We start from the raw sequence: 14945 nt of genomic DNA on the forward strand, positions 1-14945 counted from the left end.
ACGAGTTGCTCCACCGAAACATTTTTCGAAGGAGAGAAATGACCGTGACTGCGCAGCGTGAAGCAGAGCTGATCGCTTCCATCCCCAAGGGTCTCTTGATCAACGGCGAGTGGCGCGACGCGTCCGACGGTGGCACGTACGACGTGTTCGACCCGGCCACCGGCAAGGTCCTCGCCACCCTGGCCTCCGCCACCTCCGAGGACGCCCTGGCGGCCCTCGACGCCGCCGACGCGGCCCAGAAGCAGTGGGCCCTCACGGCCCCCCGCGTGCGCGCCGACATCCTGCGCCGCGCCTTCGACCTCATCAACGAGCGCCGCGACGACTTCGCGCTCGTCATGACCCTGGAGATGGGCAAGCCCTACTCCGAGGCGCTCGGCGAGGTCACCTACGGCAACGAGTTCCTGCGCTGGTTCTCGGAGGAGACGGTGCGCCACTACGGCCGCTACCTGACCACGCCCGAGGGCAAGAACAAGATCCTGGTGCAGAACAAGCCGGTCGGCCCGTGCCTGCTCATTACCCCCTGGAACTTCCCCCTCGCCATGGCCACCCGCAAGGTTGGCCCGGCCGTCGCCGCCGGCTGCACCATGGTGCTCAAGCCCGCCAAGCTGACCCCGCTGACCTCGCAGCTCTTCGCTCAGGTCATGATCGAGGCCGGCCTGCCCGCCGGCGTGCTGAACGTCGTCTCCTCGGCCTCGGCCTCCAAGATCTCCGGCCCCATCATGAAGGACCACCGCCTGCGCAAGGTCTCCTTCACCGGCTCCACCCCCGTGGGCGTGCAGCTGCTTAAGGACGCCGCAGACAACGTGCTGCGCACCTCCATGGAGCTCGGCGGCAACGCCCCGTTCCTGGTCTTCGAGGATGCCGACCTTGACGCCGCGGTCGAGGGCGCCATGGCCGCCAAGATGCGCAACATGGGCGAGGCCTGCACGGCAGCCAACCGCTTCATCGTGCAGGACACCATCGCCGACGAGTTCGCCGCCAAGTTCGGTGCGGCCATGGCCGCCCTGAAGACCGGCCGCGGCACGGAGCCCGAGACCAACGTGGGCCCGCTCATCGATTCCAAGGCGCGCGACGAGGTGCACTCCCTCGTCGAGGCCGCCGTGGAGCAGGGCGCCACGGTCGCCGTGGGCGGCAACAAGGTCGAGGGCGACGGCTTCTTCTACCAGCCGACCGTTCTGAACAACGTGCCGAACGACGCCGCGATCCTGCGCCAGGAGATCTTCGGCCCCGTGGCCCCGATCACCACCTTCTCCACGGAGGAGCAGGCCATCGAGCTGGCAAACGCCTCGGAGTACGGCCTGGCCTCCTACCTGTACACCTCCGACTTCTCGCGCATGTTCCGCGTGTCCGAGCAGATCGAGTTCGGCATGGTGGGCTTCAACGCCGGCGTCATCTCCAACGCCGCCGCCCCGTTCGGTGGCGTGAAGCAGTCCGGCCTGGGCCGCGAGGGCGGCGCCGAGGGCATCGAGGAGTACTCGACCGTGCAGTACATCGGCATCGCTGATCCCTACGCCGGCCGCTGATCCTTCAGTAGCTCAACCGAGGAGGGTCCCACCGCACGGTGGGGCCCTCCTCGCTTTGGTGCCTGGCCTCAGTGCCCACTTTCACTGCCCGACTTCACTGCCCGACGGCGGGTGGTCGCCGCCCGCCGTCGGCGCCGGGACCGGGCCTGACCCAGCCCCGGCGCGGCTCAGGCGTGCCCGCGGGCGCGGCGGGCCGTGAGCTCGGCGAGGAGCAGCTCCAGATCGTCGGCGAGGCGCGCCCCGAGCTCGGGATCGGCGGGAGCCGGCGCGGGCGCCGGCGGGCCGAAGCGCTCGCGGTCCGCGGCGGCGGCGAGCCGTGCGGCGGCCGCGGCCGGGTCGCCCGTGGGGAACCAGGCGGCCGCCCGCTCGGGGGCCGGCAGGTTCTCGCGGGAGGGCGCGGTGGCAGCGCCGGCCGGGCCCCGGGGGTCGTCGGCGGTTATCGTGCCTTGCCCCGTGGAGCCCGCGCCTCGGCCCGCCGCCCGCTCAAGCGTGCGCCAGGCCAGCCCGGCGGCGCCCGGGCCGCTGGCCCGGATCCGCTGCATCGTGCGGCGACGGAACCAGCGGGGCAGGAGCCAGGCAGCCGCGGCGACGGCCGCGGCACCGAGCCCGATCAGGAGCGGCGCCAGCCAGGCCAGCCCCGCGCCGGACGCGGCCTGCGGGCCCTGCCCCGCACCCGCCGTCGGGCCAGTGGCGGAGGCGCTCGCGCCGTCCACGGCGTTGCTGCGGCTCGCGCCGGGGCGCGGGTCGGTGGCCAGCGTCTCCGGGGCCCGGGAGGCGGAGGAACTCGGCGCCGCCGAGCTGCTCGGCACGGCCGTGGTGCTGCCGAGCTGCTCGTCGGCCTCGGTACCGGTGCGACCGGGCGTCGGGTCGACGTCGACCCAGCCGAGGCCGACGAAGTACAGCTGCGCCCACGCGTGCGCGCTGCGCGAGTCGACGGAGAACTCCTGGCCGGACACGCCGGCAATCTTCGCGTCGGCGCCCGTGGCCGTGCCGGGCGCGTAGCCGAGGGCGAGGCGGGCGGGGATGCCCTGCGAACGGGCCATGAGGACCATCGCGGAGGCGTAGTGCACGCAATAGCCCGACTTGTCCTTGAGGAAGCGCTCCACCATGGCCAGGCCGCCCGTGCGGCCGTCGAGGCTGACGGGGGCGCGCTCGGAGTACCGGTAGCCCTCCCCGGTGAGGTGTTCGCGCAGCGCGTTGGCGATCGCGCTGGGGTGGCCCTCGGCCCCGGCCTCGCTCACGATCCGGGCGGCGAGGTCGCGGATCGAGGCGGGGATCCGCTCCCGGTCCTCCTTCGAGCCGTTCACCTCGGCGTTCGGTGCGGTGCCGGTGGCCTCGGCCTGCTCGGCGATCGTGCTGAGGGAGGGGGAGGCGGCCAGCCGCTCGGCGTTTGGCGCAGCGGCAACGGCGGCCCAGTAGCTCCCGCCGGAGATGGAGTTGCCGTCGCTCTGCCGCAGCGCGCCGCTCGTGCCGAGCACCGAGTACTCGGAGGGCAGCTCGCCCGCGCGCGTCGCGTTGTTGGGCAGGGGGAGCCACGGCGAGCTGTAGCCGCTCGCGTCAACGCCCACGCGGTAGCTTTCGCGGCGGGTGGGCTCGCGCGTGAGCGGGGGCCAGGAGGCGTCGTCGAGGTAGTCGTCCAGGGGGCCGGAACGCAGCCAGCCGCGCGTGTAGCCGGTGCCGGCCATCGACTCGTCGCTTGGCACCTGGGCCGGGAGCACGCCGTCCGTGCTCGCGTCGAGCTGGGAGGCCGTAGGATCGGGGGCGAGCAGGCTGCCCTGCTCGTAGAAGTGGGCGTTGGAGCGCGGGGGACCCCACGTGCCGGTGAGCAGGTCCTCGACGACGCTCGTGCGCAGGTACACGGGGGCGTTGCCGCTGGTGGTGTAGCGCAGCACGGTGCGGCTGAGCGGGGAGCGCAGATCGCGCGAGAGGTCAAGGATCGGGTCTACGCCGGTGCTGGAGCCGGGGGAGATGAAGCGCGAGCCCTCCGGCATGAGGCCGACGCTCGGATCCGGGAGCAGCACGGCCGGCGCCAACGCCGCGCCGCCGAGCGCCACGGCCGAAACCGCACCGGCGGCGAGCCAGCGCGCGCCCCACCCGGCGGGTGCGCCGGTACGGCCGGAGGTACCGGCGGTGCCGGAGCGCCGGCCGGCGTCCCGGTCGACTCCCTGGCCGGGATCCTGGCCGGGGGCGCGACGCCGACCGGCCGGCCGCCGTTCGTCGGCGCGGGATCCGCGCGGGGCCAGCAGCAGGAGAAACAGGGCGGCGGCCAGGCCGGCCAGCACCCAGGGTCCCAGCGCGCGGGAGACGAAGAAGGAGATCGCCACGGCCACCGTGCCGAGGGGAACGGCGGCGAGGAGGGGCGTGCGCGGCGGGGCGTTGACGAGAGCATCAACGAGCCACGCGATCAGCGCGACGGCCGCGCACAGCACCCCGACCACCTCGGGGACGGGACGGACGGGCGCGACCTCGTCGCGCAGCACCGACCCCAGGCTCACGAGCGTTTCGCTGATGGCCGGGCCAGCGCCGGGCGAGGGGAAAGGGCCCAGCCGTTCCTCGGGGGCGAGCGCCGTGAGCGCGAAGGCGCACACGGCCACGAGGCCCTGCAGCGGCCAGGCGGGCCAGGACCGCCCGAGGAACTGGCGGCTCAGCGCCCCGAGGGCCGCCACGGCCAGCACGCAGAGGACGGCGGGTCTCACCCAGGTGGTGCCCTCGATGAGCAGGCCAAGGACGGGGAGCAGCCCCAAGAGGACGCTTGCAGTGGTCAGGAGGGCGCCGAGCCACGCCCGCAGCCCCGGGCTCGCCGCGACGGCCCTGGCGACGGGGTCGAGGTGGAGGAAGCGCCGCGGTGCGGGCGGGGAGGGTGGCCCAAAGGCGGTGGCCTGGCGCTGGTTCATGCGCGCACCGATCCGGCGGGGGCGTGCAGGGTGGGCGGCGTGGCCGGCAGGTGCGAGTGGGTCCATCCGGCGGCGGCCCACGCCGCCAACACCTCCGGTGCCGGGAGGCGCCCCTCCTCGGCGTGCAGCAGCACGTGCACGTGGCGGGCGGGCCAGGCCGCGGGCCAGGCCGCCGCCGAGGCGCCGGGCAGGCCGGTCAGGATGACGCCGCCGGTGGCGGTCGAGGACGGAGGCGTGGGGCTGTCGGTCGGCCGGGCCAGGGCGAGCGGATGGCTGGCCTGCTGCGGGGGCAGGGGCGGGAAGAAGACGAGCTTCGGTGCCTGGGCGTTGCCGCGCGAGCGCGAGAACTCGGCGGCGCTCACGAGGGCGGACTCGAAGCCGGCCGGCAGCCCGAGCTCCTCCTCGCCGTCCCTGATATGGGCGCGGGCGCCGGGGTAGTGGGCGGCGCAGCGATCCAGCAGGAGCACGGGGGAGGCCTCGTGGTCCTCGGCGTCCGGGCGGACCATGAGCTTGCCCTGGCGGGCGGAGACAGCCCAGTGGATGCGGCGGACGGGGTCGCCGTCCCGATACGGGCGGGTCAGCGTGTCCGGCGGGCTGTCGCCGCGGCCCTTGGCCCGGCCGAGCAGCTCGAGGGCGCGTTCGGGCGGTGGCTGCTCCGTCAACGCCGGGCCGACGAAGACCTCGGTGGTCCCGCCGAGCTGGATCCAGCTGCGCACGAGTCCGAGGGCGTCCTCGCGGTGGCGCACGAGCGGTCCGAGCAGGTGCCGGCCGCGGATGCGGGGGAGGACGTCGTAGCGCAGCTCCCCGCCCGGATGCTCGATCGAGGCCGGGATCAGTCCGCGCGTGTGCTCGGTGCCCTCCGGCACGGGGCCCGCGCCCCAGCTCACGCGCACCCTGAGGGGCTCCCAGACGGTCGGTTCCGAGGAGATGACGCGCACGGGGTCGTCCGGTCGGCGCCGCGACAAGAGCGGCGCCGCGACCGCCCAGAGGTAGGCCGCCGCCGGGAAGAGGATCAGGGCCACCCCCGCGCCGATGAGCTCCCTGCGACCGAAGTACATGCCGGCGACCACGAGTACCGCCCCCAGCGCCGCCATGGCGATGGCGCGCGCGGTGGGGCGGGGCAGCGACGGCGTCGGCTCAGGCACGGGCCGCCGCGGCGGGGACGGCGACGGAGGCGAGCACGCCCTCGAGGACGTCGCGTGCGCGCGTTCCCTTCGCGTCGTCGGGGGCCTGGAGCACGAGGCGGTGGGCAGCGACGGTCACCGCGACGGCCTGCAGATCGCTCGGCGTGACGTAGCCGCGCCCCGCGGCGGCGGCCTCCGCCTGCGCCAGCCGCATCCACTGCAACAGGCCGCGCGGGGACACCCCGAGGCTCACCTCCGGGTGGGAGCGCGTCGCCCGGCCCAGGGCCACGAGATACTCCGTGAGGTCTTCCGCCACGTACACCTGGGCCACCGCGTCCTGCAACAAACTGACCTCGGCCGTGGTGAGCACCGATTGCAGCTCATCGAGCGGATCCGCCGAACGGTGCCGCGTCAGCATCGCCACCTCGGCCTCGGCGGCCGGGTAGCCGAGCGAGAGCCGCGCCATGAAGCGGTCGCGCTGGGCCTCGGGCAGCGGATAGGTGCCGTCGAGGTCCCAGGGGTTCTGCGTCGCGACCACCATGAACGGCTCGGGTAGCTGGTGGGTGGAACCGTCCGAGCTCACCTGGTGCTCCTCCATGGATTCCAGGAGGGCCGATTGGGTCTTGGCCGGGGCGCGGTTGATCTCGTCGGCGATCACGACGTTGGCGAAGACGGGACCCTCGTGGAAGCGCAGCGAGGCGGTGGCCTGGTCGAAGATCGCGACGCCCGTGACGTCGGAGGGCAACAGATCCGGCGTGAACTGGATGCGATTGACCTTGCCGTCCACGACCTTGGCGAGGGCCTTGGCCAGGACGGTCTTGCCCACTCCGGGCACGTCCTCGAGGAGCACGTGGCCCCCGGCCAGGAGCACCGTGACGATGCGGTGGCAGGTCTGGGATTGGCCGTTCATGACCAGCTCGAGGCTTGCGGTGAGCGCCTGGGCGGCGGCCTGAACCTGCTCGTGCGTGACTGTCACCGGTGCTCGTCCTCTCGCGCGGATGTCTGGCTCGTCACATTAGCCCAGGAGATGGAGCGCGGGGCCCGTTGCGAAGAGAACGCTTCTCCGGGCGCGCCCCCGGTTCTCCCGCGAGGGCCCGAGCGCCGCGACGGAAATCGCCGCAAGAGCGTTGACACTTCTCCGTGGGGAGACGAAGCTTGCACAGGTCGGCCCGCGTGAAGTGGGCCACATCAGCTCGGCCGCGTCCGGCGGGCTGGAGCAAGGGCTCCGGTGACTGGTGCCGCCCGGCACGCTCCAACGGATCCATGAGGGTGCCGAGCCGCAGGCTCGGCGCCCTCTTTCCCTGCCACGCGTCGTCGGGCAGGAGCCGGCGCCCGCGCGGTACGACCCTCGCGTCTAGGCTGGGGGCATGCCCTTCGCCCCCGCCGCTCCCACCGGATTCACGCCGCCCGCCTACCGCGCTCAGTCCGAGGCGGAGGGGTCGGGACCGCGGCGCAGCGCCGACGGCGAGGACGGCCGGCGCCGCAAGCTGGAGTACCCGCCGGCCCCCGAGCCGCTGCCCTCCCCCGTGGTGGACAACCACACCCACCTCGACTTCCGCGACGGCGTCGTGGAGGTTGCCTTGAGCGACGCCCTGGACGCCGCGGCGGCCGTGGGCGTCGAGGCGGTCATCCAGGTCGGCTGCGATGTCCCCTCCTCGCGCTGGGCGGTCGAGGCAGCGGAGGCCGATGCCCGCGTTCTCGCGGCCGTGGCGCTGCACCCGAACGACGCCGCTCGGGCGGCCGAGCGCGGAACACTCCAGGAGGAGCTGGCCCAGATCGAGCGCCTCGCGGCGCACCCGCGCGTGCGGGCGATCGGCGAGACGGGCCTTGACTACTTCCGCACGGGCGAGGCGGGGCACGCGGCCCAGCACGCCTCCTTTCGCGAACACCTGCGCATCGCCGCCGAGCACGGGCTCGCCGTCCAGATTCACGACCGCGACGCGCACGAGGACGTGGTGCGGATCCTCCGCGAGGAGCGCTTTGAGGGCGACGTGGTGTTCCACTGCTTCTCGGGCGACGTGCCCATGGCGCGCATCGCGGCCGAGCGCGGCTGGTACCTCTCCTTCGGGGGCACCGCGACGTTCAAGAACAACGACGAGCTGCGGGAGGCGCTGAGGATCACCGACCGCTCCCGCCTGTTGGTGGAGACGGACGCACCGTTCCTGACGGCCGTGCCGTACCGGGGCCGCCCCAACGCCCCCTATCTGATCCCGCTCGCCGTGCGCGCCGTGGCGGACGTGCGCGGAGACGAGCTCGGCGAGCTGTGCGTCGCGCTGCGCGAGAATACCGCGCGGGTGTACGGGGCCTTCTAGCGGGCGGCCGCGCGGTGTGAGCTGCCCCTCCGCCTCCTTGCCCGAAGATCACATTTCGGTTACGGTTAAGGATCGCATCACCGTGGGTGGGGAAGACCCGCGGCGAGAACAGCCCGCCACCACGAAGGACTCACGTGCAGCATCAGACCAAGCGCCGACTCGTCATCGGTGCGCAGGGCGTTGCCCTGGGCGCCATCGCCGTGGGTGCCGTCGGCTTCGTGAGCGCGGACAAGACCGTCCAGCTCACCGTCGACGGCCAGAGCCGAACCGTCCAGACCTTCGGCAACGACGTCGCCGCCGTGCTGCGCGCCGCCGACGTCACGGTCGGTGCCCACGACGACGTCTCGCCCTCGCTCGGCAGCTCCGTCTCCGACGGAAGCGTCGTCACCGTGCAGCTCGCCCGCGAGGTGCAGCTCAACGTGGACGGCACCCAGCGCACCGTCGCCACGACCGCCCAGACCGTGGGCGAGCTGGCCGACGAGCTCGGGCTCGAGGACGGCTCCAAGCTCTCCCTCGCCGAGAACCTCTCGCTCGCCTCGGCCGCCGCCCCGCTCAGCGTCACGACGCCCAAGAGCCTGAGCCTCGTCAACGCGGGCAAGAGCACCGCGCTGACCACCACGGCCCTCGACGTGCGCGCGGCGCTGAAGGAACGCGGCATCACCCCGGACGAGGACGACGAGGTCAGCCCCGCCCTCAACACCGTGCTGCGCGACGGACTCGAGATCGAGTACACCCGCGTGGAGCACAAGAGCACCAAGGTCACCTCCGACATCGACTACGCCACGACCGAGGTCAAGGACCCGACCCTCGCCAAGGGCACCACCAAGACGCAGACCGCCGGCCAGGCCGGCGAACGCGTCCAGAGCTACGCCGTGGTGCTCGAGGACGGCAAGGAGGTCTCCCGCAAGCTCACGAAGGACGTGGTGAGCAAGGAGGCCGTGGACAAGGTCGTGCGCATCGGCACGAAGGAGGAGGACTCCTCCTCGGACGACGCCTCAGGCTCCGGCACCTCTGCAGCCGGCCCGTCCTCGGGCGTATGGCAGCAGCTGGCCAAGTGCGAGTCCGGCGGCAATTGGGGCATCAACACGGGCAACGGCTACTACGGCGGCCTGCAGTTTACGGCCGCCACGTGGCGCGCCCAGGGCGGCACCAAGTACGCGGCCCTGCCGCACCAGGCCACGCCCGCGCAGCAGATCGAGATCGCCACCAAGCTGCAAAAGCGCGCCGGCTGGGGCCAATGGCCCGCCTGCACGCGCAAGCTGGGCCTGCGCTAGCCGCCTGCCGGGCCCGGCCCGCTGGCCCGGCCCCGTCCCGAGTAGACTGAGGCGGTGAGCCCCGAAGCCGTGAACGAACCAGCCCCCGCGTCGTCGCCCCTCCCGCTCTTGAGCGCGGTGGACATTCGTCGACTCGCCGAGGAACTCGGGATTCGTCCCACCAAGAGCCGCGGCCAGAACTTCGTGATCGACGGAAACACCATCCGCCGCATCGTGAGCGCCGCCGGCGTGACCCCGGGGGAGCACGTGCTCGAGGTCGGCCCCGGCCTCGGCTCGCTCACGCTCGGCCTCGTCGACGTCGCCTCGCATGTCACCGCCATCGAGATCGAGGACGCCTTCGCACAACGCCTGCCTGCCACGATCGAGGAGTTCCGCCCCGGCCGCTCCGCCGACCTCACGGTCATCCATTCCGACGCCCTGAAGGTGGACGGCGTGGAGGGCGAGCCCACGGCGCTCGTCGCCAACCTCCCGTACAACGTGGCCGTCCCGGTGCTGCTGCACCTGCTCGCGACCGTCCCCAGCCTCAAGCACGGCCTCGTCATGGTCCAGAACGAGGTGGCCGACCGCCTCGTCGCCGGCCCCGGCTCGCGCACCTACGGCGTCCCCAGCGTGAAGGCCGCCTGGTACTCCAGCGCCCGCAAGGCCGGCGTCATCGGCAAGAACGTGTTCTGGCCCGCCCCGCAGATCCATTCTGGCCTCGTGCACTTCGAGCGCCGCGAGCTCCCGCGCACCGATGTCGAACGCCGCGACGTCTTCCGCGTCATCGACGCCGCCTTCGCCCAGCGACGCAAGACCCTGCGCGCGGCCCTGGCCGGCTGGGCCGGCTCCGCCGCCGCCGCCGAGGAGGCGCTCGTTGCCGCCGGTGTGGACCCCCAGGCCCGCGGCGAGGCGCTCGACGTCGCGGCGTTTGCCGCGATCGCCGCTGCCAGGGCGGCGGCCCTGAAGTGAACGCCGCCGCGCACGGGCGGGGCGCCCAGCCCGGGACCAGGCCGCGCAGCGCCACCGCCGTGGCTCCGGGCAAGATCAACGCCTACTTTGCCGTCGGACCGCTGCGCGAGGACGGTTACCACGACGTCGCGAGCCTGTACCTCGCCCTGAACCTCTACGAGCGCGTCACCGCGACACCGGCCGAGGACGGGGAGTTTGTCGCCGAGCTCTCCGAGGCCTCCAACATCGAGGTGGATCTCGAGGCCTGGCCGTCCGGGGACGGCAACCTCGCCGTCAAGGCGGCGCGCCTGCTCGCCGAGCACACGGGCGTGAGTGAGGGCGTGCGCTTCGTCATCGAGAAGCACGTCCCCATCGCGGGCGGCATGGGCGGCGGCTCGGCCGACGCCGCGGCCGCCCTCGTGGCCTGCGATTCGCTCTGGGGCACGGGCCTGACCCGCGAGGAGCTCGGCCGGCTCGCAGAGCGGCTCGGCGCCGATGTGCCCTTCGCCCTGCGCGGCGGCGCCGCCGTGGGCCTCGGGGTGGGGGAGCGCCTCTCGCCGCTCCTGCACGCCGAACCCAGCTGGTGGGTCCTGCTCCCGGCCAGCTACGGGCTCTCCACGCCGCGCGTCTACGGGCGCCTCGACGACCTGCGCGGCGAGGCGGCGGCGCGCGGGGTCCCGCGGCCCGACGGCGTGCCGGTCGCCCTGGTGCAGGGGCTGCGCGACGGCGACGAGTTCGCGATCGCCCGCGGCCTGCACAACGACCTCCAAGCGGCGGCCATCTCGCTCGCCCCGGAGCTTTCGCAGGTCTTCCACGCCGCGGGCGAGGCGGGTGCCCTCGGCAAGCTCGTGTCTGGATCCGGGCCCACCGTCGCGGTGTTCGCCGGGCGGGACCCGGAACTCGCCAGGGCCATCGCCGTGCAGCTCGGGGACGAGCTCGAGGTGCGCACCATCGTGGCGAGCGGGCCAGCGCGCGGCGCCCACATCGTCCGCTAGGGCCGCCTGCCCGTAAGCTGGGGGGCAATATGGCGCATCTTCTGGGGGCCGAGGCCCTGCATCTTGAGTACCCGAACAAGGTTGTCTTCGATTCCGTCTCGCTGGGACTGAACGAGGGTGACCGCGTGGGCATCGTCGGCCGCAATGGCGACGGTAAGTCCACCCTGCTCGGCATGCTGGCCGGGCGCACCGAACCGGACTCCGGCCGCGTCACCGTACGCGGCGGTGTCACGATCGGCGTGCTCGATCAGGCCGATACGCTCGACGACGCCCTGACCGTGGGTGCCGCCGTCGTCGGCGATCGCGAGGAGTACGAGTGGGCTGGCGACCCCAAGGTGCGCGACGTCATCTCTGGCTTGCTCTCCGATCTCGAGTGGAACGCCCCGGTCAAGGACCTCTCCGGCGGCCAGCGCCGCCGGGTCTCCCTCGCCGCGCTGCTCGCCGGCGAGTGGGACGTCCTGGCGCTCGATGAGCCCACCAACCACCTCGATGTCGAGGCCATCAGCTGGCTCGCGGCGCACCTGAAGCGCCGTTGGCACCCGAGCGCTGGCGGCCTGCTCGTGGTCACCCACGACCGGTGGTTCCTCGACGAGGTCTGCACCGCCACGTGGGAGGTGCACGACCGCATCGTGGAGCCCTTCGAGGGCGGCTACGCCGCGTACATGCTGCAGCGCGTGGAACGCGACCGCCAGGCGGCCGCCGTCGAACAGCGTCGCCAGAACCTGGCCCGCAAGGAGCTGGCGTGGCTGCGCCGCGGCGCCCCGGCCCGCACCTCCAAGCCCAAGTTCCGCATCGAGGCTGCTAACGAGCTCATCGCCGACGTTCCCGAGATCCGCGACGCGGTCTCGCTGCAGGCGCTGGCCGTGACGCGCCTCGGCAAGGACGTCGTGGACCTGCTCGACGCCGGCGTGCGCTTCGGCGACCGCGAGGTGCTCAAGAAGGTCGAGTGGCGCCTTGCGCCGGGCGAGCGCACGGGCGTGCTCGGCCCCAACGGTGCCGGCAAATCGACGCTGCTGTCGCTCATCTCCGGCACGCTCGAGCCCACGAGCGGCAAGGTCAAGCGCGGCACCACCGTCAAGGTGGCAACCCTCACGCAGCGCATCGACGAGCTCGACGCCTTTGCCTCCGAGCCCGTGCGCAAGGTGCTGGAGGGACTGCGCACCTCCTACACCTTCGGCGCCGGGTCCAAGGCCTCCGAACTCTCGCCGGGTCAGCTGCTGGAGCGCCTCGGCTTCGCGAGCGAGCAGCTCTCCACCCCCGTCAAGGACCTCTCCGGCGGCCAGAAGCGCCGACTGCAGCTGCTGCTCATCCTGCTCGAGCAGCCGAACGTGCTGATCCTCGATGAGCCGACCAACGACCTCGACACCGACATGCTGGCCGCCATGGAGGACCTGCTTGATACGTGGCCGGGCACGCTCATCGTGGTCTCCCACGACCGCTACTTCCTGGAGCGCGTGACCGATCAGCAGTATGCGGTGCTCGAGTCGCGCCTGCGTCACCTGCCCGGTGGCGTGGACCAGTACCTGCAGCTGCGGGCCCAGGGCGTGGGCGGCGCCGGCTCGGACTCCGGGGCCCCCTCCGGCTCCCCGCTCGGCTCCGACGGTGGGTCCGCCGGGGCCGCCTCCGGACCCAGTGAGGCGGAACGCCGCGAGGCCCGCAAGGCGCTGCAACGCGTGAATCGACGACTCGAGAAGGCGCAGGATGAGGTGGCGGGCATCGACGCCGAGCTGGCCGCCGCCGCCGAGGCCATGGATTTCGAGCGCGTGCGCAAGATCGACGAGCGTCGGCAGGCCCTTAGCGAGGAGATCGAAGGCCTCGAGGAGGAGTGGATGGAGCTCGCCGAAGTGGCCGAAAACTAGCCCCTGCTCTCCCCTCGGAGAGATTCTTCTATTCAGCGCACGCGCGGGGCGTCCGGGAATTTCCCTGGAATTCTGCGGGTGTTTGCTTTGAACGCCCCCGAGCTCGGCTCGGGGGCGTTTTCCCGTTAGTCGACACTGTTTTGCTCCTGGTTACTGTGGTCGAACTACGCCGTTGAGTGGGGGACTCTGGGGACCGGCGCAGGGGGCAGAACGAGTACCGGCGCGGGGACGCCTGCCGCGCTGACCCCTTGGCGTGAAGTTTGATTCCGGGGGGAACCAATGTTTGTTGAAGACGCGATTGGCGTCGTTTCAGGGGGGCAAGACGCGGGAGAGCCGCGTTGCCTGGGGGAATGCGGCTCATCGCACATGAGCGTGTAGGTGGGGTCTGAATCCTCCGGCTTCGAGCAGGGATCGGGCGATGTAATGGGTGAGGTTTCGGAACCCGAGGGTGGAGCCCCGGAGGTGTTCGAGGCGGCCGTTGATTGCTTCGGTGGGGCCGTTGGAGGTGCCGGGGCGTTCGAAGAACGCCAGGATGTCGCTGGCCCGACGCTTGAGTGTCCGTCCGAGCCTGCGCAGCTCGATGAATGTCTCGGGGACACCTGTAGCGAGGGATTCGATCACGGTTCGCATGACGAACTTGCCCAGCTTGCGGTCCGGTTCACGATACGCGGCGACCATGCGCTGATACACGCCCCACGCCGCTTCAACCTCCAGGTGGTCGGGGTTGGCGAAGAGCGCTTGGAGTCGCTCGTGTTGGTGGTCGGTGAGCAGTCCGGCACCGGTGTGCAGGATCCTGCGGGCCTTGAACAATGGGTCGCCTGCACGGCCTCGGTGCCCATGCAGTTCTTGTTGGACCCTGCGCCGGCATTCATCCACGGCTTCCCCGACCAGACGGACCACGTGGAAGGGATCCATCATGGTCGCAGCGTCCGGGAGCTCCTCGGCGGTGGCTGACTTGTAGCCGGTGAAGCCGTCCATCGCTACGACCTCGATGCCAGCCCTGAACACGGCCGGCTGGGCGGCGAGCCAGGTCTTGAACACGGCCTTGGAACGCCCCTCGACCATGTCCAGTAGCCGTGCTGGGCCTGTCTTTTCCCGCACCGGTGTCAGGTCAATGATCACGGTGACGTACCGTGGCCCGGTGCGGGTGTGCCGCCAGACGTGCTCATCAACGCCCAGGACCCGCACGCCCTGAAGTCGCTCCGGGGCGTTGATGAGCAGGCGGCTGCCCTCGGTGAGGACGGCGTCGTTGGCGGTATGCCATGCCACGCTGAGTCCGGCAGCGACACGGGACATGCTCTGGTGATCGATGACGACGGCGCACAGCGCCCACCGCATCGCTGCGCTGGTCAGCTTGCTCCGTGCTGGCGCTGCCTGATCGAGGGTCTCGCGCCAACGCCGCCCGCAGCCAGGACAGAGGAAACGCCGAACCCTGACCACCAGGGTGGTAGGGCGGTGTCCAAAGGGAACATGCGCCAGCCGGCGCACCTGACTGCCACGGGAGAGCGCCTGACCTCCGCAGCCCCGGCACCATGGATCCACCTCTGCGACCCGGCATTCCAGGACGGCCCGATCAGGGCCAAGATGCTGGCCGATAGCGCTCAAGCCCAGTTCATCCAGCCGGCAAAACGAGTCCAGATCAGGGGCAAGGAAGGTAGCGTTGTCCACGTCGAGGTCCTAGGGCGTGTTGCTAAACACGTTCGGGGGCCTTGTGAGCGAGTCTTGGATGTGTGTCGCGTGATGTGATCTCTGACGAGGCCTGGGCTGTGATCGGCCCGCTGTTGCCGAACGTGAAGTCGACGGGGCGGCCGCCGGTGGATCGGCGCACGGTGGTCGAGGCGACGGCGTGGCGGTTCCGGACGGGAGCGCCCTGGCGGGATTTGCCGGAGCGGTTCGGGAACTGGAACACGATCTACAAGAACTTCAACCGGTTCTCCGAGCAGGGCGTGTGGGCGCGGGTGCTGGAGAGGACGCAATCGCTGGCGCAGCAGTCCGGAGACCTGGACTGGGTCGCGTCGATCGACTCCACGATCGTGC

11 protein-coding genes are annotated in these 14945 nt (G+C 71.9%); 7 read left to right on the forward strand and 4 right to left on the reverse strand.

The window, feature by feature from the left end; all coding sequences use genetic code 11:
- Positions 1-38 precede the first annotated feature (38 nt).
- On the forward strand, positions 39-1523 hold the full coding sequence (locus DWB68_RS05170) for an NAD-dependent succinate-semialdehyde dehydrogenase (protein WP_119424075.1): 1485 nt from the start codon (positions 39-41) through the stop codon (positions 1521-1523).
- 167 nt (positions 1524-1690) lie between these two features.
- Here the strand turns inward: DWB68_RS05170 and DWB68_RS05175 are convergent, their stop codons facing one another.
- Genes DWB68_RS05175 through DWB68_RS05185 form a run of 3 tightly spaced genes read right to left on the reverse strand, consistent with a single transcriptional unit; the run spans position 1691 to position 6517 of the window.
- Positions 1691-4417 (reverse strand): DUF3488 and transglutaminase-like domain-containing protein, encoded by a 2727-nt coding sequence (locus tag DWB68_RS05175; protein ID WP_147391584.1) that lies wholly within the window; start codon positions 4415-4417, stop codon positions 1691-1693.
- Positions 4414-5562 (reverse strand): DUF58 domain-containing protein, encoded by a 1149-nt coding sequence (locus DWB68_RS05180; protein ID WP_119424077.1) that lies wholly within the window; start codon positions 5560-5562, stop codon positions 4414-4416. The genes DWB68_RS05175 and DWB68_RS05180 overlap by 4 nt, the downstream gene beginning before the upstream one ends.
- A complete protein-coding gene (locus DWB68_RS05185) occupies positions 5555-6517 on the reverse strand; it encodes an AAA family ATPase (protein ID WP_233548626.1) in 963 nt (320 codons plus the stop codon). Before DWB68_RS05185 ends, DWB68_RS05180 begins: the two co-directional genes overlap by 8 nt.
- A 391-nt stretch (positions 6518-6908) precedes the next feature.
- On the opposite strand from DWB68_RS05185, the gene DWB68_RS05190 reads away from it, so the two are divergent.
- From DWB68_RS05190 to DWB68_RS05210, 5 genes are all read left to right on the forward strand, one after another.
- On the forward strand, positions 6909-7853 hold the full coding sequence (locus DWB68_RS05190; RefSeq protein ID WP_119424078.1) for a TatD family hydrolase: 945 nt from the start codon (positions 6909-6911) through the stop codon (positions 7851-7853).
- Positions 7854-7987: 134 nt separating this feature from the next.
- Entirely contained in the window at positions 7988-9127 is a 1140-nt protein-coding gene (locus DWB68_RS17125) for a ubiquitin-like domain-containing protein (protein ID WP_147391585.1), read from the forward strand.
- Positions 9128-9196: 69 nt separating this feature from the next.
- Entirely contained in the window at positions 9197-10075 is an 879-nt protein-coding gene (gene rsmA, locus DWB68_RS05200; RefSeq protein WP_119424094.1) for a 16S rRNA (adenine(1518)-N(6)/adenine(1519)-N(6))-dimethyltransferase RsmA, read from the forward strand.
- A gap of 59 nt (positions 10076-10134) precedes the next feature.
- Positions 10135-11049, forward strand: a complete 915-nt coding sequence (locus tag DWB68_RS05205; protein ID WP_233548627.1) for a 4-(cytidine 5'-diphospho)-2-C-methyl-D-erythritol kinase — start codon at positions 10135-10137, stop codon at positions 11047-11049.
- 29 nt (positions 11050-11078) lie between these two features.
- Positions 11079-12908 carry an ABC-F family ATP-binding cassette domain-containing protein gene (locus tag DWB68_RS05210; RefSeq protein ID WP_119424081.1) on the forward strand — a complete coding sequence of 610 codons (1830 nt, stop codon included), beginning with the start codon at positions 11079-11081 and terminating at the stop codon, positions 12906-12908.
- Positions 12909-13265: 357 nt separating this feature from the next.
- On the opposite strand, the gene DWB68_RS05215 is transcribed toward DWB68_RS05210, so the two are convergent.
- Positions 13266-14576 carry an ISL3 family transposase gene (locus DWB68_RS05215; RefSeq protein WP_119424082.1) on the reverse strand — a complete coding sequence of 437 codons (1311 nt, stop codon included), beginning with the start codon at positions 14574-14576 and terminating at the stop codon, positions 13266-13268.
- A 74-nt stretch (positions 14577-14650) separates the two neighbouring features.
- Here DWB68_RS05215 and DWB68_RS05220 point away from each other — a divergent pair.
- The coding region (locus DWB68_RS05220; protein ID WP_158588212.1) for a transposase at positions 14651-14945 on the forward strand (295 nt) is incomplete at its 3' end.

This window comes from Galactobacter valiniphilus (assembly GCF_003575975.1).
Lineage (GTDB): Bacteria > Actinomycetota > Actinomycetes > Actinomycetales > Micrococcaceae > Galactobacter > Galactobacter valiniphilus.